General features: G+C 38.9%; 22 protein-coding genes. 12 read left to right on the top strand and 10 right to left on the bottom strand.

Annotated features, from left to right (window positions below):
* Positions 1 to 21 precede the first annotated feature (21 nt).
* Both JCM10596_RS15305 and JCM10596_RS15300 read left to right on the top strand, forming a co-directional pair.
* The gene (locus JCM10596_RS15305) at positions 22 to 600 is read left to right on the top strand and encodes a hypothetical protein (RefSeq protein WP_034681481.1); all 579 of its coding nucleotides are present in this window, start codon (positions 22 to 24) and stop codon (positions 598 to 600) included.
* Between the two features lie 489 nt (positions 601 to 1,089).
* Positions 1,090 to 2,082 (top strand): virulence RhuM family protein, encoded by a 993-nt coding sequence (locus tag JCM10596_RS15300; RefSeq protein ID WP_025027886.1) that lies wholly within the window; start codon positions 1,090 to 1,092, stop codon positions 2,080 to 2,082.
* A gap of 98 nt (positions 2,083 to 2,180) precedes the next feature.
* Here JCM10596_RS15300 and JCM10596_RS15295 read toward each other — a convergent pair whose 3' ends face one another.
* The 4 genes from JCM10596_RS15295 to JCM10596_RS15275 all read right to left on the bottom strand — a co-directional run bounded on the left by JCM10596_RS15295 (position 2,181) and on the right by JCM10596_RS15275 (position 6,574).
* Entirely contained in the window at positions 2,181 to 3,347 is a 1,167-nt protein-coding gene (locus tag JCM10596_RS15295; RefSeq protein WP_025027885.1) for a DUF418 domain-containing protein, read from the bottom strand.
* Positions 3,348 to 3,547: 200 nt separating this feature from the next.
* Positions 3,548 to 4,558 (bottom strand): FecCD family ABC transporter permease, encoded by a 1,011-nt coding sequence (locus JCM10596_RS15285; protein WP_025027884.1) that lies wholly within the window; start codon positions 4,556 to 4,558, stop codon positions 3,548 to 3,550.
* Positions 4,555 to 5,571, bottom strand: coding sequence for a FecCD family ABC transporter permease (locus JCM10596_RS15280; RefSeq protein WP_025027883.1), 1,017 nt, complete (start codon positions 5,569 to 5,571; stop codon positions 4,555 to 4,557). Before JCM10596_RS15280 ends, JCM10596_RS15285 begins: the two co-directional genes overlap by 4 nt.
* A gap of 70 nt (positions 5,572 to 5,641) precedes the next feature.
* Positions 5,642 to 6,574: an iron-hydroxamate ABC transporter substrate-binding protein gene (locus tag JCM10596_RS15275; protein ID WP_025027882.1), complete on the bottom strand. Its 933-nt coding sequence runs from the start codon at positions 6,572 to 6,574 to the stop codon at positions 5,642 to 5,644.
* Between the two features lie 167 nt (positions 6,575 to 6,741).
* Here JCM10596_RS15275 and JCM10596_RS31045 point away from each other — a divergent pair, with 167 nt between their 5' ends.
* Positions 6,742 to 6,858 carry an RAxF-45 family protein gene (locus JCM10596_RS31045; RefSeq protein WP_304502757.1) on the top strand — a complete coding sequence of 39 codons (117 nt, stop codon included), beginning with the start codon at positions 6,742 to 6,744 and terminating at the stop codon, positions 6,856 to 6,858.
* A gap of 166 nt (positions 6,859 to 7,024) precedes the next feature.
* Positions 7,025 to 8,917 carry a ribosomal protection-like ABC-F family protein gene (gene abc-f / locus JCM10596_RS15265; RefSeq protein WP_025027881.1) on the top strand — a complete coding sequence of 631 codons (1,893 nt, stop codon included), beginning with the start codon at positions 7,025 to 7,027 and terminating at the stop codon, positions 8,915 to 8,917.
* A gap of 142 nt (positions 8,918 to 9,059) precedes the next feature.
* On the opposite strand, the gene JCM10596_RS28070 is transcribed toward abc-f, so the two are convergent.
* Together JCM10596_RS28070 and JCM10596_RS28065 are read right to left on the bottom strand one after the other, a co-directional pair.
* Complete coding sequence (locus tag JCM10596_RS28070; protein ID WP_051541341.1) at positions 9,060 to 9,509, bottom strand: Fic family protein; 450 nt, start codon at positions 9,507 to 9,509, stop codon at positions 9,060 to 9,062.
* 29 nt (positions 9,510 to 9,538) lie between these two features.
* Positions 9,539 to 10,177: a Fic family protein gene (locus tag JCM10596_RS28065; protein WP_051541340.1), complete on the bottom strand. Its 639-nt coding sequence runs from the start codon at positions 10,175 to 10,177 to the stop codon at positions 9,539 to 9,541.
* 339 nt (positions 10,178 to 10,516) lie between these two features.
* Between JCM10596_RS28065 and JCM10596_RS15255 the strand changes: the two genes are divergently transcribed.
* The 7 genes from JCM10596_RS15255 to JCM10596_RS15225 all read left to right on the top strand — a co-directional run bounded on the left by JCM10596_RS15255 (position 10,517) and on the right by JCM10596_RS15225 (position 16,348).
* Positions 10,517 to 10,801 carry a hypothetical protein gene (locus JCM10596_RS15255; protein ID WP_025027880.1) on the top strand — a complete coding sequence of 95 codons (285 nt, stop codon included), beginning with the start codon at positions 10,517 to 10,519 and terminating at the stop codon, positions 10,799 to 10,801.
* A gap of 224 nt (positions 10,802 to 11,025) precedes the next feature.
* A complete protein-coding gene (locus JCM10596_RS15250) occupies positions 11,026 to 12,528 on the top strand; it encodes a malate:quinone oxidoreductase (protein ID WP_025027879.1) in 1,503 nt (500 codons plus the stop codon).
* Between the two features lie 212 nt (positions 12,529 to 12,740).
* On the top strand, positions 12,741 to 13,337 hold the full coding sequence (locus tag JCM10596_RS15245; RefSeq protein WP_025027878.1) for a bifunctional transcriptional activator/DNA repair enzyme AdaA: 597 nt from the start codon (positions 12,741 to 12,743) through the stop codon (positions 13,335 to 13,337).
* A 3-nt stretch (positions 13,338 to 13,340) separates the two neighbouring features.
* Positions 13,341 to 14,246, top strand: coding sequence for a DNA-3-methyladenine glycosylase family protein (locus tag JCM10596_RS15240; protein ID WP_025027877.1), 906 nt, complete (start codon positions 13,341 to 13,343; stop codon positions 14,244 to 14,246).
* Positions 14,243 to 14,728, top strand: coding sequence for a methylated-DNA--[protein]-cysteine S-methyltransferase (locus tag JCM10596_RS15235; protein WP_025027876.1), 486 nt, complete (start codon positions 14,243 to 14,245; stop codon positions 14,726 to 14,728). Before JCM10596_RS15240 ends, JCM10596_RS15235 begins: the two co-directional genes overlap by 4 nt.
* A gap of 95 nt (positions 14,729 to 14,823) precedes the next feature.
* The gene (locus tag JCM10596_RS25830; RefSeq protein ID WP_234410528.1) at positions 14,824 to 15,360 is read left to right on the top strand and encodes a cupin domain-containing protein; all 537 of its coding nucleotides are present in this window, start codon (positions 14,824 to 14,826) and stop codon (positions 15,358 to 15,360) included.
* A 133-nt stretch (positions 15,361 to 15,493) separates the two neighbouring features.
* Entirely contained in the window at positions 15,494 to 16,348 is an 855-nt protein-coding gene (locus JCM10596_RS15225) for a hypothetical protein (RefSeq protein WP_234410527.1), read from the top strand.
* A 35-nt stretch (positions 16,349 to 16,383) separates the two neighbouring features.
* On the opposite strand, the gene JCM10596_RS15220 is transcribed toward JCM10596_RS15225, so the two are convergent.
* On the bottom strand, positions 16,384 to 16,872 hold the full coding sequence (locus JCM10596_RS15220) for a CBO0543 family protein (RefSeq protein WP_025027874.1): 489 nt from the start codon (positions 16,870 to 16,872) through the stop codon (positions 16,384 to 16,386).
* Positions 16,873 to 16,971: 99 nt separating this feature from the next.
* Here JCM10596_RS15220 and JCM10596_RS15215 point away from each other — a divergent pair, with 99 nt between their 5' ends.
* A complete protein-coding gene (locus JCM10596_RS15215) occupies positions 16,972 to 17,952 on the top strand; it encodes a Gfo/Idh/MocA family protein (RefSeq protein ID WP_025027873.1) in 981 nt (326 codons plus the stop codon).
* 84 nt (positions 17,953 to 18,036) lie between these two features.
* Here the strand turns inward: JCM10596_RS15215 and JCM10596_RS15210 are convergent, their stop codons facing one another.
* The 3 genes from JCM10596_RS15210 to ahpC form a co-directional block, all read right to left on the bottom strand.
* Positions 18,037 to 18,609, bottom strand: a complete 573-nt coding sequence (locus JCM10596_RS15210; protein WP_025027872.1) for a hypothetical protein — start codon at positions 18,607 to 18,609, stop codon at positions 18,037 to 18,039.
* 323 nt (positions 18,610 to 18,932) lie between these two features.
* Positions 18,933 to 20,462, bottom strand: coding sequence for an alkyl hydroperoxide reductase subunit F (gene ahpF, locus JCM10596_RS15205; protein WP_025027871.1), 1,530 nt, complete (start codon positions 20,460 to 20,462; stop codon positions 18,933 to 18,935).
* Positions 20,463 to 20,473: 11 nt separating this feature from the next.
* Complete coding sequence (gene ahpC / locus JCM10596_RS15200; protein WP_025027870.1) at positions 20,474 to 21,037, bottom strand: alkyl hydroperoxide reductase subunit C; 564 nt, start codon at positions 21,035 to 21,037, stop codon at positions 20,474 to 20,476.
* Positions 21,038 to 21,420: the final 383 nt, after the last annotated feature.

The following is a 21,420-nucleotide window of genomic DNA, read 5'->3' as shown; positions in this document are numbered from 1 at the left end:
TATAAGATGGAAGTGAATACTATGAGAAATGTCCAATTAAGACGTTATGACAAAGTGTTAGCTTCAACTTTTACAGTACTTACATTATTATTTCTTGTTTTGGTATTTACGAATAAGAGCTTTTTTGATTGGACTTATGAACGCCACCAAAATCAATTAAGCTGGTATTTAAGACCACTGTTCCTTATACCCTTTTGTTATTTTGCATATAAAAGAAGTTGGGCTGGCATTTTTGGAACGATTTTTTTTCTCTTGACGAGTATGTTCTGGTTTCCAAAGCCGGAAGTTGTAAGTGACCAAGTAAAACAATTCTTGGAAATGGAAAAGGAATATTTAAGCGGTGATTGGGGAGGAGCAAAAATACTGATGTCACTCCTTGTACCCGTTTCGTTTACCGCACTAGGCGTTGCATTCTGGAAGCGCAGCTTATGGTTTGGATTATCCATTGTTGTCTTTATGGCGATAGCTAAAATGATTTGGAGTGTAGCTTTTGGTGGCGAAGCAGGAAAGTCCATCTTTATACCTGCAATCATAGGTCTAGTAATTTGTGTTGGTTTAATTTATCTGGGATTTAGGAAGCTTGAAAAAAAGAATAAATGATATGATGATGATTTGATGTTGGAAACGAATATCTATAGGAGCTCTGATGACCTTGATTTCAGGGCTCTTTGCTATTCATACGCTATTCATACGCTATTTGTACGTTATTGATACGTTATTTAGAAATTAAAATATGTAAATCATTTAGATACATCTTAGAGAAGCGTACCACAAATAGTGGTATTCCAGAAATAAGCTAGAAATATATAAAACATGCATAAAATGGATTACTAGCATGTAAGATTGACTCCCTAGCCCTAATTTAGGGCTTTTTTTATTAGCGTTACCTGCATACCATTTCGTAAACAATATTAAAATAGCTATTAGTGTTTAAGTAATTGTTTCATAAAGTTTTTCCCTTTGAGTGGTATGTACTCTTATCCTTAATCCTCCTATTCGTAAAGGAAATGATATAATAATAAGGAATACAAACATACACAGATATGGATTACAATATACATCGGAAAAAATATTCAGGGAGGTTTGCTAATGAACGAAGAAACAAATATTCTTATTTACCAGACAGAAGAGGGACAGACAAAAATTGACGTAAGGTTAGAAGATGAATCGGTTTGGATGACACAAAAGGCAATTGCTGAGCTTTATCAAAAAGGTGTTAATACAATTAACGAACATATAAAAAACATTTACGCAGAAGGTGAATTACTGGAATCGGCAACTATTCGGAAAAACCGAATAGTTCAAATCGAAGGTAATCGTGAGGTAGAACGAGAAGTTTCATTCTACAATCTTGAAATGATCATAGCCATAGGCTATCGTGTCCGATCACACAGAGGTACTCAATTTCGTCAATGGGCAACAGAGCGTTTAAATGAATATCTGGTCAAAGGCTTTACGATGGATGACGACCGTCTAAAAGAGATGCGGAACTTTGGACGAGACTACTTTGATGAACTTCTTGAACGTATTCGTGATATTCGAGCTTCTGAAAGAAGGTTTTACCTAAAGATTACTGATATTTACGCTACAGCTGTTGATTATGATGCCAAAGCGGAAATTTCCAAGGAGTTTTTTGCAACCGTTCAGAATAAGTTACATTTTGCAATTACAGGGCAAACCGCTTCAGAGATCGTTGTAAGTCGAGCAGACGCTACAAAAGAAAATATGGGATTAACCAATTGGAAAGGTGATAATATCCGTAAGAGTGATATCACTATTGCTAAGAATTATTTAACGGAAAAAGAAATTAAGCAACTAAATCGAATTGTGACGATGTATTTAGACTATGCCGAAAGCCAAGCAGAAAGAAATCATGTGATGTATATGAAGGATTGGTCAGACAAGCTGAACGCATTCTTACAGTTTAACGAACATGATATCTTAGAAAATGCGGGTAAAGTATCAAAGGAAGTAGCAGAAAGATTAGCAACACAGGAATATGAAAAGTTTAAGCAAATACGTATTACCCAGAATAAAGAAAGTGACTTTGAAAAGTTTATTAAGGAAAACAGATTAAAGTAATTAGGGTATGCTGAATAATCTAGCAAATACCTTTCCTTTGTTTATAGAAAGTTGAGGTTCACATTGGGATGCTATGTCATTAGGCCTTCTATGATGGATCAATTATTTTTATATACCCATCGTCGTAATAAAACCTCCAATGGACCATTCAGATTCTTTTTTTCTAATAGAGTCGCCAATACGACAGAAAAGATCCAGATCCCCACTGCAATCATAGCAGCTATACCATTACTCACATGTCCTCCTAAATTAAGTGCTACTGGTGAAAGGAATAGAACGAGCATGGCCTCATTCCAAACATAAAATGTTAATGAACGTTTTCCTAAAGCCACTAAAGAATGACTAATGATCCCCAGCTTCTTTAACTTGGTCCCGATTATTCCAAAAATTGCCGCATAGGCTAATCCTCCAGAGATCCCTGTTAATATGTGGAGTCCGAATATTAAACCTGCTACAAAGAAACTAGGGTGCCATACGCTTCCTATAAAGGATAATGGTATTGCTCCTAGTAAAGAAACAGGCAATCCTATGAGGGTTATGAAATAAAGTGTTCTAAATTGTTGTTCAGGCTTTGTTAATAACTGATATCTAGCAATCCACATTCCTATTAAAACGGAAGGAAGAATAGGGAGCAAAAAATGAACCATGATCGGTATCATGGGGAAAAAAACAAGCTTGAGCTTCGTTGTACTTAGGTATGTATCTTCAGCTGAAACATCTGGAGAAAAACCATAGCTTCCGGTTTCTTGCATAATGAAGCCCCATACTATTGGGGTAAGAAGACAATAGATGAAAGTGATAATGGTAAACCAGCGAATGAGTGTCTTGATTTCACGTGTTAATATCCAACTAATGAGAAGCCCTGCTACACCGTATGCCATTAGAATATCTTGACCGCCAATGAAGACCGCTAATATGGCCCCAAACAGAATTAAATACCAGGAACGTCGTCGTATCGTTTTTAAGGCATCTCTTTCACTTTTTCCTTTAGAGATTTGACTTTTAAATGAGAGTACTAAACCATACCCTAATAATACGGCAAACATGGCTCTTGCCCGATTATCAAGAAAGAATATACCAAAAAGGTTTACGACTTGGTCAAAAAAATTGATGCTTTCCACCCTATGCATAATCCCAGGTTCAGAGGCGTACAGGTACAAGGGTGCATGTGCGAGTGCAATAAGCAGCAACATGGCACCTCTAGCTAGGTCTAATGAAATAGCACGTTTTTTCCCATCTGATGTTCTGACAGATGTATTTTCCATGGGGAGTCAAACCCTCCTTTTTGAAGCTGTGTTTTTTGATTTCTACTCATTTTGTTGACCTTCCATCAATATCTCTATTTCCAATAAATTCATTCTATGCGCTTCTTTTTCATTTCTTTCTTCCATTTTGTAATAAGCTCTATCATACATCGCCTGAATGATTGTACTAAAAAACCACTGTTCTCTTCAACAGTGGCTTCTCATTTTCTCAATAATAAATACATAAAGTACGGAGCTCCAATTAAAGCGACCATAATCCCTGCAGGAATCCCATCGGGGTCAAGTAGATTGCGTCCTATAGTGTCTGCAAATAATAATAGCCAACCGCCAATCAGGATGGCAATAGGGATAAATAGTTGATGTCTAGGTCCTACTAAAGATTTGGCAATGTGTGGAGCCATGAGCCCGATAAACGCAATTCCTCCTGTGACCGAAACAGCAGAAGCTGCTAATGCAACAGCGATGAGAAGGAATAGGATTTGTTCCTTCTTAATGGATAGTCCTACTCCGATGGCTATAGGTTCACCAAGTCCTAGGATATTCAACCGATTCGCTTTGTATAGCGTAATGGGAATGAGTAGAACCAACCAAGGGAGGATCGCCCAAATAAAAGGCCAATCAGAACCCCAGATATTCCCCGCTAACCATTTTGCTATAAAGTCAACTTTTGTACGTTCAGCAGAAGAGATCAGAACAATCATGACTCCAGATAGTGATATGGATAATCCCACTCCTATTAAAACTAATCGTATGGGTTGAAGGCGTCCCGTGCTTCGGCTATACGATAAGGCATAGATTACGCATGCCGTTAAGAAAGCCCCTGCAAAAGCGACAAGAGGTAGAGCATAAACAAATGAACCCGCATTAATGGGGAAAAATAAAAAGAAAATTACAATGGAAACACCAGCGCCAGAGTTAATACCTAGAATACCTGGATCAGCTAAATCATTTCGTGTGACTCCCTGCAATATAGCTCCAGATAAGGCAAGCGCCATACCTGATAACAGTGTAATAATAATCCTTGGTAGCCGAATCGAAAATAAAACAAAGTTTTCTTTAAACGTACCTTGTCCCAGCAGAGTAGGAATCAGTCTGTCATAGGATAGAGAGGAGTATCCCATTCCCATTCCAATCACAACGGTACTGGCTATAAGGAAGAGTAAAACAGATAGTATGAATCGTTGTTTTTTAAGCAAAGCTGGTTGAATCATGAGAATGCTTTACCTCCTTTGTGTACAATGAACAGAAAGAAGGGTAACCCCATCATGGCAACAATGGCTACAACGGGTGTTTCATAGGGTGCATTGATTGTACGTCCCATTGTGTCGGCTATAAGCATTAAGGTAGCCCCAAATACAATCGATATGGGTATGATAAAACGATAGTCCGTCCCCACGATAGTCCGAGCTATATGAGGAACGAGTAAACCGATAAATGCCATATTCCCGACGAGGGCAACAGAAGCACCGGCAAGCAGGATGATAACGATAAAAAGAATTGTTTTTATCAGTCTGGTTCTTTGACCTAAGCCAACAGCAACCTCTTCATTTAAACTAAGAATGGTAAGCTGTTTTGAAAGAAAAAGGGCGATAACGATCCCCACTAGAATAAAAGGTACAATGACCTGAAGCTGGTTCCATGAGGTTCCGATCAGCCCGCCTGCTGTCCACATGGATACGTCTTTTGAAATTTTAAAGTATAGACCCACCCCCTCTGCGATGGCAAAGAGGAAGGTAGATACCGCAGCCCCCGCTAAGACAATACGAAATGGAGAAAATCCTCCTTTTTTCATCGCACTAAGGCCAAAAACCAGCAGGGCTCCCAGCGTTGCTCCAATAAAGCAAGCAACCATCATCTCAAAATAATTAGCTGAAGGAATGAAGGCCATTGTGACGGCCAATGCTGCACTAGCCCCAGCAGTTAATCCAAGTAATCCTGGATCAGCAAGGGGGTTCCGTGTCATTCCCTGCATAATAGCCCCAGAAACGGCTAAAGCAGCTCCGACAAAAATAGCGGCAAGTTCACGTGGTAAGCGAATTTCACGGATGATGGACAGTTTATCTCCTGTAGCATCTGAAGTAAGGGCTAACCATACATCCTTCATTGTTACTTCTGCAGCCCCCAGCACCATGGCAATAAAAAACATACTTACAAGCATCAATAGACTAGCAAGTAGTTTATATCTAAATAGGATAGGAGTTTGAGGTTGAGTTTCTATCTTCATCGTTTCTCATCTCTTCTTATATAGAATAGGGAAGAGGAATTCTTAAGCTAAGAATCCCTCCTGAAGTGTGTTAATGGCTAAGAAATCCTTCTTTAAATAGTTCTAGTAGATATTCCAGAGTGATTGGATCACTGTAGGTAGAGGATTTCGTGTTAATTTCAATGACACGATTGTTTTTAACCGCAGGTATGTTCTTCCATGTATCGGTTTCGAGGAAGGAGCTATTCCCATCTGGGTTTTTGCTAAACACAATATAGTCTCCAGCAAATTCAGGAAGAACCTCGATAGATAGTGCATGATAGCCAGGTTCCAGTGCCATCTCTACCACTTTTTCAGGCATGTTTAAGCCCATTGCCTGATACAATATTTCGGTTCCGCGTGCCCAGTTGTTCCCGAACACGTAAAGCTGCTTATCATCATTTTCAATGACAGAAACCGTTGCATCCTCGCCAATTTTGGCTCGAATCTCTTCTCCAGCCGCTTCCGCACGTTTTTGGAAATCTTCCACCCATTCTCTTGCTTCCTTTTCTTTGTTAATAAGTTTACCGATTTCTATTTGCTGTGTTAAATAATCTAGTTTCCCCCAAGAATATACGACAGTAGGGGCAATTTGACTTAATTTATCAATATTATTGGCCCAAGAGCCCACAATGATTAAGTCTGGTTCTAGTTCAATAATTTTCTCCAGACTTTCCTCGGATACTTCCTCAATACCCTTTAATTTTTCTTGAAAAAGTGGATTCATGTTCGTCCATTGGTCCACCCCAACAATGCTTCCTTCTAAAGAAATTACATTAGGGGCGCCAAAGAGGGAAATGATCCGTTTCGGATCAGCAGGAACTTCGATTGGGCCATTTTCAGCTTGATATGTTATGGTTTCTGATTGTTTTTCTACTTGCTTTCCTTCTGGTTGTGAGTGAACCTCTTTTTCAGTTGATCCGTTACTACAAGCACTAATCATTAGTACCAATAACAGTAGCAATGGAATGAATCGTTTTTTCATGTTGATCGTCTCCTTCAAACAAAAGATAATGATTATCAATATCATTTGTTTAAACTATAATTCTATTTTTTTCAGGTGTCAACACAGGATATTTCCAATACCATTTGAAAGAATTACTAAAAAATGCTAAAATAAAAAGCAAAGAATGAGAACGGAGGTGGGAAAGGATGTTACATGCTGTTTTTGTGCGCGGTTTCTGGAATAAGTTTTTATATTTCGTCCGTGCAAAATTTGCTGTGGTAGTTGCCAACGGGATACGTATGCCCTTTTTAGCAACTAAATAGCAAACAAAAACAGTGAAAACATCTCTTTACCCACAATAGACAAGGTCAAAAGAGGGCGTTTCCGACGCTCTTTTTTTGTACATTCAATTTGTTAACAAAGCCATGGGGAGCTGTATTCTCTATGGCTTCTTTGTTTTAGTTAGCCCTTAATCAAGGAGGAATTTATATGATGATATGTAGTGTAAACCAAGTAACAAAAATGTATGGAGGAAATAGCATTTTTGAAAATATAACATGTGAAATGAAAGAAAAGGACCGAGTTGGCTTAGTTGGTCGCAATGGAAGCGGAAAAACAACCTTATTTCGTCTTTTAGCTGGAGAAGAAGCTCCTGATATCGGACAAATTTATTGGAAAAAAGGCTTAAAAATTGGTTATCTAGCTCAAATCCCAGATGTTCATGATGAACAAACGACGAATGAGGTTTTACTGAGCGCTTTTTCAGAACTGGTAGCAATAGAAGCGAAGATGAAGCAATTAGAGGAGCTCATGAGCAAGGAAGCAAATGAAGAGAAGATGCAACGACTCATACAAGAGTATGGGAAGCTCCAGGATCAATTCACCATTCAAGGTGGATATGAAATAGAAGCCAATATAGAAAAAATTGTAAATGGGTTAAATATAAAAGCGTTATTAAACAAAGCCTTCTCCACATTAAGTGGCGGAGAAAAAACAAAAGTAGGCTTAGCTCTCTCCCTCCTTCATGAACCTGAGTTGCTATTGCTAGATGAGCCAACGAACCATTTAGACTTAATGGCAGTAGAATGGCTGGGGCATTTTTTGCAGGATTATCGCGGAACGGTTGTTGTGATTTCTCATGACCGATATTTTCTAGATGAAGTGGCAACCAAGATTTTGGATATGGAGGACGGGGAAATTACCTGCTACCATACCAACTTTTCTGGGTTCGTAAAAGAGAAGGAGGAGCGCTTGTTAAGAGAGTTCCAAGCCTATGAAGAACAGCAAAAGAAAATAAAGAAAATGAAGGAAGCGATAAAGCGGCTGCGCGAATGGGCAAATCGCGCGAACCCACCGAGTGAAGGTCTTCATAAGAGAGCACGTAACATGGAGAGAGCCTTAGAACGAATAGAGAAACTAAGTCGCCCTATCTTAAACCGAAAGAAAATGAATCTTGAGATGGAAGCGGCGGATCGCAGTGGGAAAGATGTTATCCTGCTTCGAAACGTGGCAAAGCAGTTTGGTGAAAGGTTCCTTTTCGAGGATGTGAATATGCATGTCACGTACCAAGAGAGGGTGGCTATTATCGGTGAAAATGGAACCGGTAAATCTACATTAATGAAACTAATGCTCAATCAGTTAGTACCTGATAAAGGAGAAGTGCGGTTGGGGAGTAATGTGAAGGTTGGTTATTTATCGCAGCATATTTTTGCCGACATAGGGGATGAAACCCTAATAGATGTTTTTCGCAATGAGGTACGAGTGACGGAGGGTGAAGCTAGAGGCATATTAGCGAAGTTCTTATTTTACGGTCATACCGTCTATCGAAAGGTTTCTCAGCTTAGTGGTGGAGAGCGGATGAGATTACGTTTAGCCCAACTCATGTATCAGGATATTAACCTGCTCCTTTTAGATGAGCCCACCAATCATCTCGATATCGAATCCCGAGAAGTATTAGAAGATGCTTTAGAGGACTTTAAAGGAACGATATTAGCTGTTTCCCACGATCGTTATTTTCTTAATAAGCTGTTTGAGAAAATATATTGGATTGAAAGTCAACAAGTAACTGGATATGTGGGGAACTATGATTATGCTAAGAAGAAGCTAGTTGAGAAGATGTTAAGCAGTCAAAACATTAAGAAGGAAGAGGGAGTCGAGAAGAAGAGGAGAAACGAACAATCGCCTCAAATTCCGCTGAAAAAAGAGCTCAATCAATCTCATCATTTGGAGAAAAAAATAGAAGAAATAGAAAACAAGATTTCTGAAGTAGAACAGCTGCTAGCAGAGAGTACAGAATTGGAAATGCTGCAAAAGTTATATAGCGAGAAAGAGGAGTTGGAGAAAAGGTGGGAGGAGATGTATCTGGAAATGAATGGTGGGTGAGTTGAAGCGATCATGACCGATATCAAAAACGACTAAACGGCCGTAGCTCTATGGAATATAGAGCTACGGCCGTTTAGGTCAATTTTATTATTTCCACTGTCTACTTGACAGGGTGCAGTTCAAAAAATGGGCGGTTATGATTCTAGTCTTTTTTATATCCTAAATCATTTAGTGTTATATCTTTATATGCTTCCCCAATGCGATACGAAGTGATTCTTTTGTTACCACTTGCTCCTTCGATGATACCTTTATCAAGCCAAGTTGTTGACCATTTAGTGATAGTGATTGGTTTTACTTGAAATAACTCTGCAATTTCTTTAGGTTTAGTGGGTCTATTTCGTTCAATCAGAAATCTTAAAAGAGTTTTTTCTTTTGGCTCTAAAGAAAGTATTCTAGGATCAGACGGAGTAGTGGCAAATTTAATTGAAAGATTAGCCACTTTTTCGTATGCCAACGCCATAATTCTTACAAAATATTCAATCCAAGGAGCTAAATCTTTCGGATTGTCACGTCCATTATAATAAAGCGCAGGTAGTCCCATTTGTATATGTTTATAGTATCCTTGTAAGTCTTCTGCATAGTATTCTTCCATTGAATGAAATCCTTTTACATCATAATCAGCTATTGAGAGGATGTATGAAGCCAAGCACGTGCTGTTCGACCATTACCATCTTCAAAGGGGTGAATAGTGAGTAGTTGATAAGTAGCAATAGCTGCTTTTATAGGAACAGGAATTTCTTTTTCTGTGTTAATCCATTTCACTAATGCTTTCATTAATGGTGGAACTTCAGTATGTTCAGGAGGAATATATTCTGGTTGTCTTGTTTGATTGTCATATACAGCAAATAGTACACCAGGTGGCATTGCACCTCGATAGTTGCTTTTGGACGATTTTCTACCAGCACCATGCTTCACAATAATAGAATGAAGTTGTTTAATAAAGTCTTCAGTTATAGGAGTTCGATTTTGTTTTTCTTGTGATAAATAAGAAAGAGCTTCCCAATAATTTCTTACTTCTTCTTCAACAGGAATTCTGAAATCATCTTGTTTTTGTTTAACAACTCGAGCAACTTGTTCTAAATCGAGTGTATTTCCCTCTATACGGGTAGAATAATGCGTCATTTTTAATTTTGCTTGTTCTTTTAGATCGCTTTCGATATGCGCTGGTATAGGCATTAATTCAACAATTGAACGGGAACGTTCTATTGACATCAAATCTTTTACAATTGATTGCGAGTAACTAAATTTAGGCTGGTACAAATCATTTCACCATCCTTAATATATTAACTATTAGTTCAATTATACGCTAATCATACGTTATTTAAAAATTTGAATACGTTAATTATACGCTATTAATACGCTATTAGTATGCTAATGCTACGCTATTAGTACGTTAACACTTAATAAATCACAATAAAAACCTTATTTAGATATATAAAGAATCATTTCGCATGGGTAAATTTGCTTTAAAAAAGGACAAATAGTTGGTAAGTTGTTTAGAAAAGGGTATGTAGAGGTAAACAACGGGGTAAATACTACTCATATTGGAGTAAGTACTGAAGTGAAAATTAAGGAATCATAGAAGACTTAGAAATAAACTTGTCCAAAATAGAACGAATCAAAGAATTTTTTAATCATGATGATTGGCGGGAGCAAATAGAGGAAGCAGATCTATTAAAAATGATGACACATCTTAGTGTATTTGTTCATGAGCAAGACAGTTTTCCTATTACTGAGCTGATGGAAATATCGAATAAATCAAGATATAAAATCAATCAATTAATGAGTCATTTAGACGAGCAGGGTTATGTTGAACTAGTCAGTCTAAGACCAAAAGAATATAAAGTATCAGATGAATTTTTGGAAAGAGTATTAACAATGTGAAATAATATCCAAGTCAAGTGGTAAGGTTTTTTATTTTTCCCAATATTTAATCATAAAAAACTATTAAATAATAGTAGATATTTATATGTCTAAATAATTATAATAGAGTATGTATGAATATAATTGGGACGGATAGGGTGTGTTCTGATGGTTCTTTGCCATTTATGACACCTAAGCAGAAGCGTCTACTCATGTTGCAAATATAGGGGATAAGGAAGATTATAATGAGTAACTTAAACAAAAAAACAGACATCATTTTAATTGGTGCTGGGGTCATGAGCGCGACTTTGGGTTCATTACTGCAAGAATTAGCACCTGAATGGGAAATTAAAGTGTTTGAGAAACTGGCGAACGCAGGCGAAGAAAGTTCTAATGAATGGAATAATGCAGGTACAGGGCATGCTGCATTATGTGAGCTTAACTATACAACCGAAAAAACAGACGGTTCTATAGATGTGAGCAAAGCGATAAGCATTAATGAACAGTTTCAGCTTTCAAGGCAGTTTTGGTCTTATCTTGTGAATAGCAGCTTAATTCGTAATCCGCAGGACTTTATCATGCCACTTCCTCATATGAGTTTTGTGGAAGGAGAAAAAAATGTAGATTTTTTAAAAAAGCGTTTTAAAGCGCTATCATGCAACCCTTTGTTTCAAGGAATGGAATTTTCTTCTGACCCTGAGACACTGAAGGAATGGATTCCGCTTATCATGGAAGGGCGTACCTTGAGTGAACCGATCGCAGCAACAAAAATAGACAATGGAACGGATGTTAACTTTGGTGCGTTAACACACATGTTGTTTGATTATTTAAAGAATAAAAACGTTGAGATCAACTATAAGCATAGTGTGGAGGATATTAAGCGTACCAGTGATGGATCTTGGGCAGTGAAAGTACATGATATCGAGAGAGGTAAAACCGAATATCATACAGCCAAATTCGTCTTTATCGGCGGTGGGGGAGGAAGTCTTCCTTTACTGCAAAAAACGGGTATTCCTGAATCAAAAAATATTGGAGGATTCCCAGTAAGTGGGCTATTTATGGTATGTAACAATCCAGAAGTGGTAGAGCAGCATCATGCGAAGGTATATGGTAAAGCTAAGGTCGGAGCTCCACCTATGTCTGTTCCGCATCTGGATACCAGATACATCGACAACAAAAAAATGTTGCTGTTTGGTCCTTTTGCCGGCTTCTCACCAAAGTTCTTAAAAAATGGTTCTAACTTGGATTTAATCGGTTCCGTAAAACCGAATAATCTGATCACAATGCTGGCGGCAGGTGTGAAAGAAATGGGATTGACAAAATACCTGATCCAGCAAGTGATGTTATCCAATGAAAAGCGTATGGAAGAGCTACGTGAATTTGTTCCGAATGCGAAAAGCGAGGATTGGGATATCGTTGTAGCGGGTCAACGTGTACAGGTGATCAAAGATACGGAGACCGGCGGTAAAGGGACACTTCAATTTGGTACGGAGGTTGTTAGTGCTGCTGATGGCTCGATAGCCGCATTGCTCGGTGCTTCTCCAGGTGCTTCTACAGCCGTCCATGTGATGCTTGAGGTACTAGAAAAATGCTTCCCACATCATATGAACGAGTGGGAACATAAGATCAAAGAAATGCTTCCTTCTTATGGTCTATCACTAGCAGAAAATCCAGATCTTTTTGATGAAATTCAACATTCAACAGCAGAAACGCTCGGTCTAAGAGAAAAAGAGCTGGTCCATAGTTAATCCTTTGTGAAGTAGAAAACAAAGAGATTAGATGAAAATTAAAGCATGAGCTTGAAGTGAGTGATACTTCAAGCTCATTTTTTCTATTGATAGACCATAAGAGCAAGTTTGAGGACGAAATGAATGTAGGTGACTTGATACAATAAGGGCAATATAGATCTATGAGGAATTTTACAACGTATACAAGTGGTAACTAGAAAGGAGGGAAATGAATGGTGGAAAAGAGTACGCTTTCTTTTGATGAGATGTGGGAGATTATCATTGCTTGTGACAGAACGTACGATGGATTATTTTTTACCGCAGTGAAAACTACAAAAATATATTGTCGTCCCTCCTGTAGATCAAGAAAACCGAAAAAAACCAATGTAGAATTCTACTTTGATATGAATGAAGTGGAGAAAGCGGGTTATCGAGCGTGTAAAAGATGTCAGCCGGAAGTGGAGCATTCCCCGCATATGGAGCTTGTCCAAAAAGTCATTGCTTACTTAGTCAATCATTATAAACAAAGGCTGACCTTGCAGGATATTGCGAATCATGTTGGTGTCAGTCCTTTTTATCTGGAAAGATTATTTAAGCAGGAAACTTCAGAAACTCCACGTACTTATTTAGAGAAAATTAGAATTGATAAGGCAGGACATCTACTTAGAAGCACAAATAGAACAAATCTTGAGATTTGCTATGAGGTGGGCTTCCAAAGTCCGTCTAATTTCTATAAAGCGTTTCGACGTATCACAAATTGTTCACCTAGCGAATTTCGTCATACTGGTAACAATGGTCGTGCATCAAGCACAAAGAATGAAGGGAGCTAGAAAATGAATGGAGTTGATCAGCCATCTTATCTAGAGATTTGTCCACCAGTCGAATTCGATGCTAAGGAGTGTTTAACGTTTCTAAGTAGGTCTGAATTGGAGATGTTGTATAAAATTAGCGATGGATATGTATATAAACTATTCAAAGTGAGAGATGAAATGATCTTATCTAAAATTGGCTTCACTCAAAAATCATTAAAAGTTGAATTTCCAGTCAATTCCCCATCAAAAGAGGCACGCGACACTGTTGCAGCATATATATGGGAATGGTTTGATATGGATAAGGATATAGGTCTTTTTTATAAAATGGCTAAAAAGGACGAGATACTGTCCCGTTTGGTCCATACATATCATGGATTGAGAATCATGTGTATTCCAGATTTATTCGAGGCGCTGACATGGGCCATTATAGGACAACAAATCAATTTAACTTTTGCCTATACACTAAAGCAGCGTTTTATTGAAGAGCATGGAGACTCCCTTGTTTTCGAAGGAGAAACGTATTGGTTATATCCAACCCATGAGAAAATTGCCGCTTTAGAAGTGGAAGATTTAAGAGAGCTTAAATTTTCGACTAGGAAAGCTGAATATGTTATTGGAGTAGCTAAAGCCATGGCAAATGGTGAACTAAAAAAGGAAGAGTTGCAAAAGCTACAGGATAGTCAAGACATTAGACAAGCATTAATGAATAGCAGAGGAATAGGGGCTTGGACGGCAGATTATGTAATAATGAAATGTTTTCGTCGACCTGATGCTTTCCCCATAGCTGATGTTGGGCTGCATAATGCTCTAAAACTTCAGTTAGGGCGTGAATGTAAGCCAACAATAGAAGAAATTAAAGAGTTAGGATCAAAGTGGGAAGGCTGGCAAGCCTATGCAACCTTTTATCTCTGGAGGTCTTTACTATGAATAATCTACATCAATTAGATTTAGAATCTCCCATTGGAGTGATAGAAATAGTAGGTACTGATCAAGCAATCTATTCCATTATGTTTTCTGAGCGTGAAGGATTGGAGCATCAAATACAAGACCAAACTCCAAAGGTATTGATGGAATGCGCTACCCAGCTTGAAGAATATTTTAGAGGAGAACGGAAAGGGTTTACATTTCCCTATCACTACGAGGGTACAGCATTCCAAAAGAACGTGTGGAAGGCATTATCAAGTATTCCTTATGCTAAAACAGTATCCTATAAAGCGATTGCTATGACCATAGGAAGTGAAAAATCCGTTAGAGCTGTAGGGAGTGCTAATGGGAAGAACAGATTAAGTATTGTCATTCCGTGTCATCGCATTATTGGCTCAAATGGGAATTTGACAGGCTATGCTGGTGGCTTATGGAGGAAGGAATGGTTACTTCAACATGAAAGGTTGTTTAGTATGAGTCTATAATCATTCGACAGATAATCATAACTTTTTGCATTCTTGAATATATTCTTATATAAGGCATGATAATTCATTCTCTCATTGCTAGGAAAGGTGTGATCATGCGCATGTCAACTTCCGATAATCAAAACGATCTCAGCTCTCCTTCTTTGAACTTGTCCTTTGATTTAAGAACCTCCCCCTACTTTGTGAAGGACGATCAAAATTTTATTCTTTATCAAACTGCCAAACAGTTGCCTGTTATACAAGGCTTAAGCTTGGTGGACTTATATTTAAGCAAAGGGCATGGCATAGAACCTCATTATCACCCAAACGCGAACGAGCTACTCTACTTGATACAGGGAGGGATTATCGAATACGTTCTAAATCCCTTTACCCTACAATTGCTTACTTACCGCATTGGACCCCATCAGTCGGTGTATATACCGATGGGATGGTGGCATTGGACAATTGCAGTAATGGATCACACCCGCCTCGTGGTCAGTTTTGACAATAAAGAATTTGATATTGTTTATGGATCCGATATCTTAAGGAAGACGCCTCCTGAGGTGTTCCAGATGATGTACGGCATAAATGCAACACAATGGGCTGAAGTAATCGAGCCGATCGATCAGACTGTGATCATAGGCCCTCCTTGATACACTCGAGAAATGGATAACGATTAGGTCACCTTAGGGTGGCTTTTTTACATAGGATTAGATGCATGAATCGCCTCGATGTATGGATATAATAGCTGATATATCCTAAAATTTCGTGTATGAGAGGGAGACGATGATGCCGAATATAGTCTGGTATTATGGATTAATTGTTTTTGGGGTGATAATGACCGCCTATACTGTGTATCGAAAAGGAAAGGCGGGGGACTTACTCACCTATTTTTTATTCACGACAGCTTGGGTATGGGTGGGTGAAGCCTTCGTACTTTTTGTCTTCGATGCATACGCCTATAAGCCCGGTCTTTATGCGGATCCTTTTAAAGAAAATATTCTCGGTCATATTATAGGAAATTCAGCTTATTGGGCTTCGACAGCGATTTTTGTCATGAGATTTCAAACTTCCTACCTGTGGATTGGGCTGATCTCTATCTGGTACATGCTAACCGAGGAAATCTTTCTTAAAGTAGGTGCCTATAGTCAGCATTGGTGGCCGACTTATTTGACTGGCATCCTTGCCGTTATATTTTTGATTATCTTGAGGAAATGGTATGTTTTTTTATATGAAACCAACAGTAGGTTTCCTCGAATCCTTGTTTTTTGGACAATTGCTTGGATCATTTTGCAGACTCCAACAAGCGTGCTGATGCTTTTTGACAAACTCTTTTTTCGGGTGCATTGGGTTGAGAACATTTATAGAGACAGTACATTGTTCAGTGGTTTTTTATACCATGTCATACTGGCTTTTATTGTCATCTTCTTTATCTACGTTCCCAAGAATAAATACTGGAAGATTGCCCCTTTTATTATCGTGATCATAACAGATGTTATCCTCCTGTTAATTGATATAATGGTTTTCCAACATGGCTGGAATTTGATATATTTAATCTGTATACGTGCAGGATCTCTGCTCTTCATTTACATCCTTGAAAAATTCACCTTAAATGAGGTGCGGGTTGTTCACTCGACTTAGGCTATAGAAAAGAGCGATAAAGCTTAAAAGTATAATTATATTGAAATTTTCCCTTTGTTAATAACTCTTATGAGTGCAATGATCCCTCTGCACAGTAAAAATTTTGACATAAGGCTTATGAATGAATGATACCAAGTCCAGCCCTTTTTCCAGGTGATGAGCTTGGTTTTTTTTGCTGCAATGGTTTCAATAATGGTTTGAGGAATAACGAAAGGCATAAGCTTGGCAAAAATTCCAATCGGTTTGCTGTTGAGTGTCCATTGATTATAGTAAAGTAACAATAAAGGGTAATGTATATAATCAAAAGGGAGGTGGATTTTATACTTTCGAAAAAGTTTGATTGGGTACTTTAGATACCCTTTGGATACTAAATATTTATCTGCAAAAAAATTACCAATGAAACTAACTAGGTAGACAATAACCCAATCTTTAAATGAACGCTTTACAATGGCGAACGGTAATAAAACCAATCCAATAATAGTAGTGAGGATTAAAAAGTAATATTGGCTACGATCTTTATTCAACGTGTACGCCTCCTTCCTCTTCTATTGTTGTTAGATTTAAAGTTTTTTATGCGAAAGAAGTCTTCACATATTTAATTTGCGGAAAAGGAGAACCGTTTCATGAAATTTAATAGAGTTCGTTGGGGGATTATTGGATGTGGTGCTGTGACTGAGGTGAAAAGTGGTCCTGCATTCCAAAAAGTTAAAAATTCAGAGTTGGTTGCCGTTATGCGCCGAACCGGTGAACTAGCGAAAGACTATGCCGAAAGACATCGAGTTCCAAAATGGTACGATGATGCCGATGACCTGATTAATGATCCAGATGTCGATGCTGTCTATATTGCCACACCACCGAATTCACATAAGGAATATACACTAAAGGCTGCCAAGGCAGGAAAGCCTGTCTATGTAGAGAAGCCCATGGCAATCACCTTTGCTGAATGTACAGAAATGATCGCTGCTTGTCAGGCTGCTCGTGTCCCTTTATATGTGGCTTATTACCGCAGAGCGTTGCCTCGGTTTGTTAAAATAAAAGAGCTCTTGGAAAATAAAGTGATTGGAGACCTTCGTTTCGTCATGACAACACAATATAAAAAAGCTTCAGAAGACGTGAAGGATCCACTAAATCTCCCGTGGAGGGTTCAACCCGAATTGTCTGGAGGAGGATTGTTTTTTGATTTAGCCAGTCATACGCTTGATTTATTAGATTTCTTGCTGGGCCCGATTAAGGAGGCTCAAGGCATTGCTTCCAATCAAGCAGGGTATTATCAGGCGGAAGATATCGTTACAGGAACTTATCGCTTTGAATCTGGAGTCCATGGTGTAGGAAGTTGGTGTTTTTCTGCTTATGAAGACGTCGATATCAATGAAATCATCGGTAGCAAGGGAAAAATAACTTTTTCTACTTTTGGAGATGAGCCCATTGTTTTAACAACCGCGAATGAAACAAAGCAATGGAATTTCGAAAGACCTCAGCACATTCATCAACCCCTTGTAGAAACGATTGTAGCTGAATTAACAACAAATAGTAACCAGTGCCCGAGTACGGGAGTGACAGGTGCGAGAACGAATTGGGTTATGGGAGAGCTAGCTAGGAGATAACAAACGAAAACACCATTCTATCAAACAGAATGGTGTTTTCGATCAATTCAATTTACTTACAACTTATTTTACACGATACACATTCTACTCACTTAAGATCCCTCCACAATATTCGCAAACGGCATCGTGTGTTTTGACCACGCTGTTTGCACCACAGCTTTTGCAGGTTACTGATCGTGGCTGGGGTGAAGCTTGCGCAGCTGCCTGTTGTGCTAACGATTTTGCCCAATCAGGCATTTCACCTGATGAAATAGTTTGGGTATGAACTGTTTTCGTTGTCGTATGAGTATTCCCACTGTTATGCTTCATAGATAGTGTTTGGTCAACCAATTTATTGATATCTTTGCCGAGATCCTGTGATGATTCTGGAGAACCTGAAAAAGCTTTGTCGAATACCTGGTTAAAGGCGGCGTTAAATTCGCCGTTAGGCTGTCCTTGTCCGGTATGACCTGTTCCTCTAGCGAGTTTTCCCCCGTATCTGTACAACAAAAAGCCTGGTAGACCGAAGATGATAGCAGTTAGGATGAGTCCGAATATGCTCGTCCCCATCGCTGCTTTTGATGTAAGGATATAAATGACAAAAACTAATGACATTAAAGAAAAGACACCAATCAACATAATTCCTATAAGTCGTACTATAAAACCAATAACTTTCATATTCCACCTCTATTCTCTATTCCCCCTACTTCCCATTCGAAGCTGAAGCTATTTATCCTGTTCTATTCTAACCATCAGGTAGAGTAAAAACGTAATCTGATGGAAGTCTACTTTATTCATAATACTCTTTACTTAAGTCCCGTATATGTATAGAGATTCTTTATTACAATCTAATTTATCAGCAGTTGGCAGTATATGAGGGTCGTTTTAAATTTAGTTTCTACTACCTTACTGAGAATGTCAATATGAAAAGGAAAGAGGCTTTACTACGCAAGCATAGTAAAACCTCTTACAGAATCCTAAAATATCGTTTCTTTTATCGCTTAATTTCGAATGAGGTAATCGAAGGCACCTAAGGCTGCTGTTGCTCCTGATCCCATGGAAATAATGATTTGCTTATAGGCACTATCAGTACAATCGCCTGCTGCAAATACTCCTGGGAGGTTTGTAGCACCGTGCTTATCGACCATGATTTCACCGAAACGGGTACGTTCGATCGCGTCACCTAACCAGTCGGTATTGGGTACAAGTCCGATCTGAACGAAGACACCCTGTAGTTCAACATGATGCTCCTCCCCTGTTTCACGATCGATGTAGGAAATCCCGTTTACTTTATCAGTACCTGTGATTTCTTTTGTTTGAACGTTCTTAAGGACGGTTACGTTAGGAAGGCTATGCAGGCGCTCTTGAAGAACCGCATCTGCTTTCAGCTCGGGCATGAACTCAAGAACAGTTACATGCTTGACAATACCTGCAAGGTCAATCGCCGCCTCAATACCAGAATTACCTCCGCCAATCACTGCCACATGCTTTCCTTCAAACAAGGGACCGTCACAATGGGGACAATAAGCGACCCCTTTGTTTTTGAACTCGGCTTCTCCTGGTACGCCAACATTGCGCCAGCGTGCGCCTGTTGAAAGGATGACGGTTTTACTCTTGAGTACGGCTCCATTTTCAAGTTCAACCTCGATTAGATCCTTCTTTTCTAGACGTTTTGCACGCTGTAGGTTCATGACATCTACACCGTACTCTTTGACATGCTCCTCCAAGCTCGCTACAAGCTTAGGACCTTCCGTATATTTCACACTGATAAAGTTCTCTATGCCCAAGGTGTCCATTACCTGACCGCCGAAGCGCTCGGCAACAATCCCTGTACGAATGCCTTTGCGTGCTGCATAGATGGCTGCACTTGAACCAGCGGGACCGCCACCAACAACAAGCACATCAAATGGGTCTTTCTCAGAAAGCTCAGCAGCATCTGGACCACTTCCCATCTTAGCGAGGATTTCCTCAAGTGTCATACGACCACTGCCGAAGGGTTCTCCATTAAGAAAAACAGTCGGTACAGCCATGATCTCTTTGCTTTCTACCTCTTCCTTGAAAGCAGCACCATCAATCATGGTATGAGTGATACCAGAGTTGAGAATGCTCATCAGGTTTAAGGCTTGCACTACGTCAGGGCAATTGTGACAGCTCAAGCTAATATAGGATTCAAAGCGATATTCACCACTCATATTTTTAATTTGGTCGATGACCTTCTGATCCACTTTTGGAGCTCTTCCGCTCGTTTGAAGCAGAGCTAAGACTAAGGAAGTAAACTCATGCCCTAGTGGAACACCGGCAAACGTTACTCCAGTGTCTTCGCCGATGCGATTCACACTAAAGCTCGGAGTTCTTTGTAAGGAAGTCTTTTCAACCTTAATGTTGGCTGACATAGTGGTCAGTTCATCTACCAGAGCAAGCATATCACGAGATACATCATCGGAGCCTGTGCTTACTTTAAGGAGCACATCGCCTTCCATCAGTTGAAGATATTGGGCTAATTGTGCTTTTATATCTGCATCCAGTATCATGATTGGGCTCCTTAAATTTTTCCTACAAGATCAAGGCTTGGCTTAAGTGTAGCAGCCCCTTCTTGCCATTTAGCCGGGCAGACTTCACCTGGGTTTTTGCGAACATATTGAGCTGCCTTAATCTTGCCAACAATGGTGCTTGCATCGCGGCCGATTCCGCCTGCATTAATTTCAACTGCTTGGATGATGCCGTCTGGATCAATGATGAAAGTACCGCGGTCAGCAAGACCTTCTTCCTCGTTAAGTACTTCGAAGTTGCGAGAAATCTTTTGAGAAGGGTCACCAACCATAATATATTCAATTTTGCTAATCGCTTCTGAGTGATCATGCCATGCTTTGTGAGTAAAGTGTGTATCTGTTGATACGGAGTACACTTCAACTCCAAGTTCTTTTAATGTTGCGTATTGGTTTTGCAGATCTTCTAGTTCTGTAGGGCATACAAATGTAAAATCTGCTGGATAAAAGCAAACAACACTCCACTTTCCTTTAAAATTTGCTTCTGTTACATCGATAAATTCACCGTTATGGTACGCTTTTGCTGCGAATGGTAGTACTTCTTTTCCAATTAGAGACATTTTACATCTTCCTCCTAAGTGTTATTTTTTAGAATAGTGAGTAGTCAGCCCAGAGTATAGGACAGCATCACCATCTAATTTATAATAATTATAATTCAATATTAATTATTATATAGTATTGTTTATTTTGTCAAGGGATATTCAATACTTTTTTCTTTTTTGTTGAAATATGTATATGTTTTCAGCTTTATTTGTACGATTCTTACTTCTATTGTAAAGGATTTATTTGTCTGTTTGACCATATAAAACTGAACATTTCATGGATGAAAAATATTAATGCTGGTATCTTTATCATTAAAAATTTTAAGGTTTATGTAAGATAGGGATTAAAACGGTGTAAGGTTCAAGGAGGTATAATTTCAATATCTTGAGTCAGGAGGATA

The organism is Caldalkalibacillus mannanilyticus JCM 10596 (assembly GCF_000615945.1).
Lineage (GTDB): Bacteria > Bacillota > Bacilli > Caldalkalibacillales > JCM-10596 > Bacillus_AT > Bacillus_AT mannanilyticus.
This window is presented reverse-complemented; position numbering and strand designations above follow the sequence as displayed.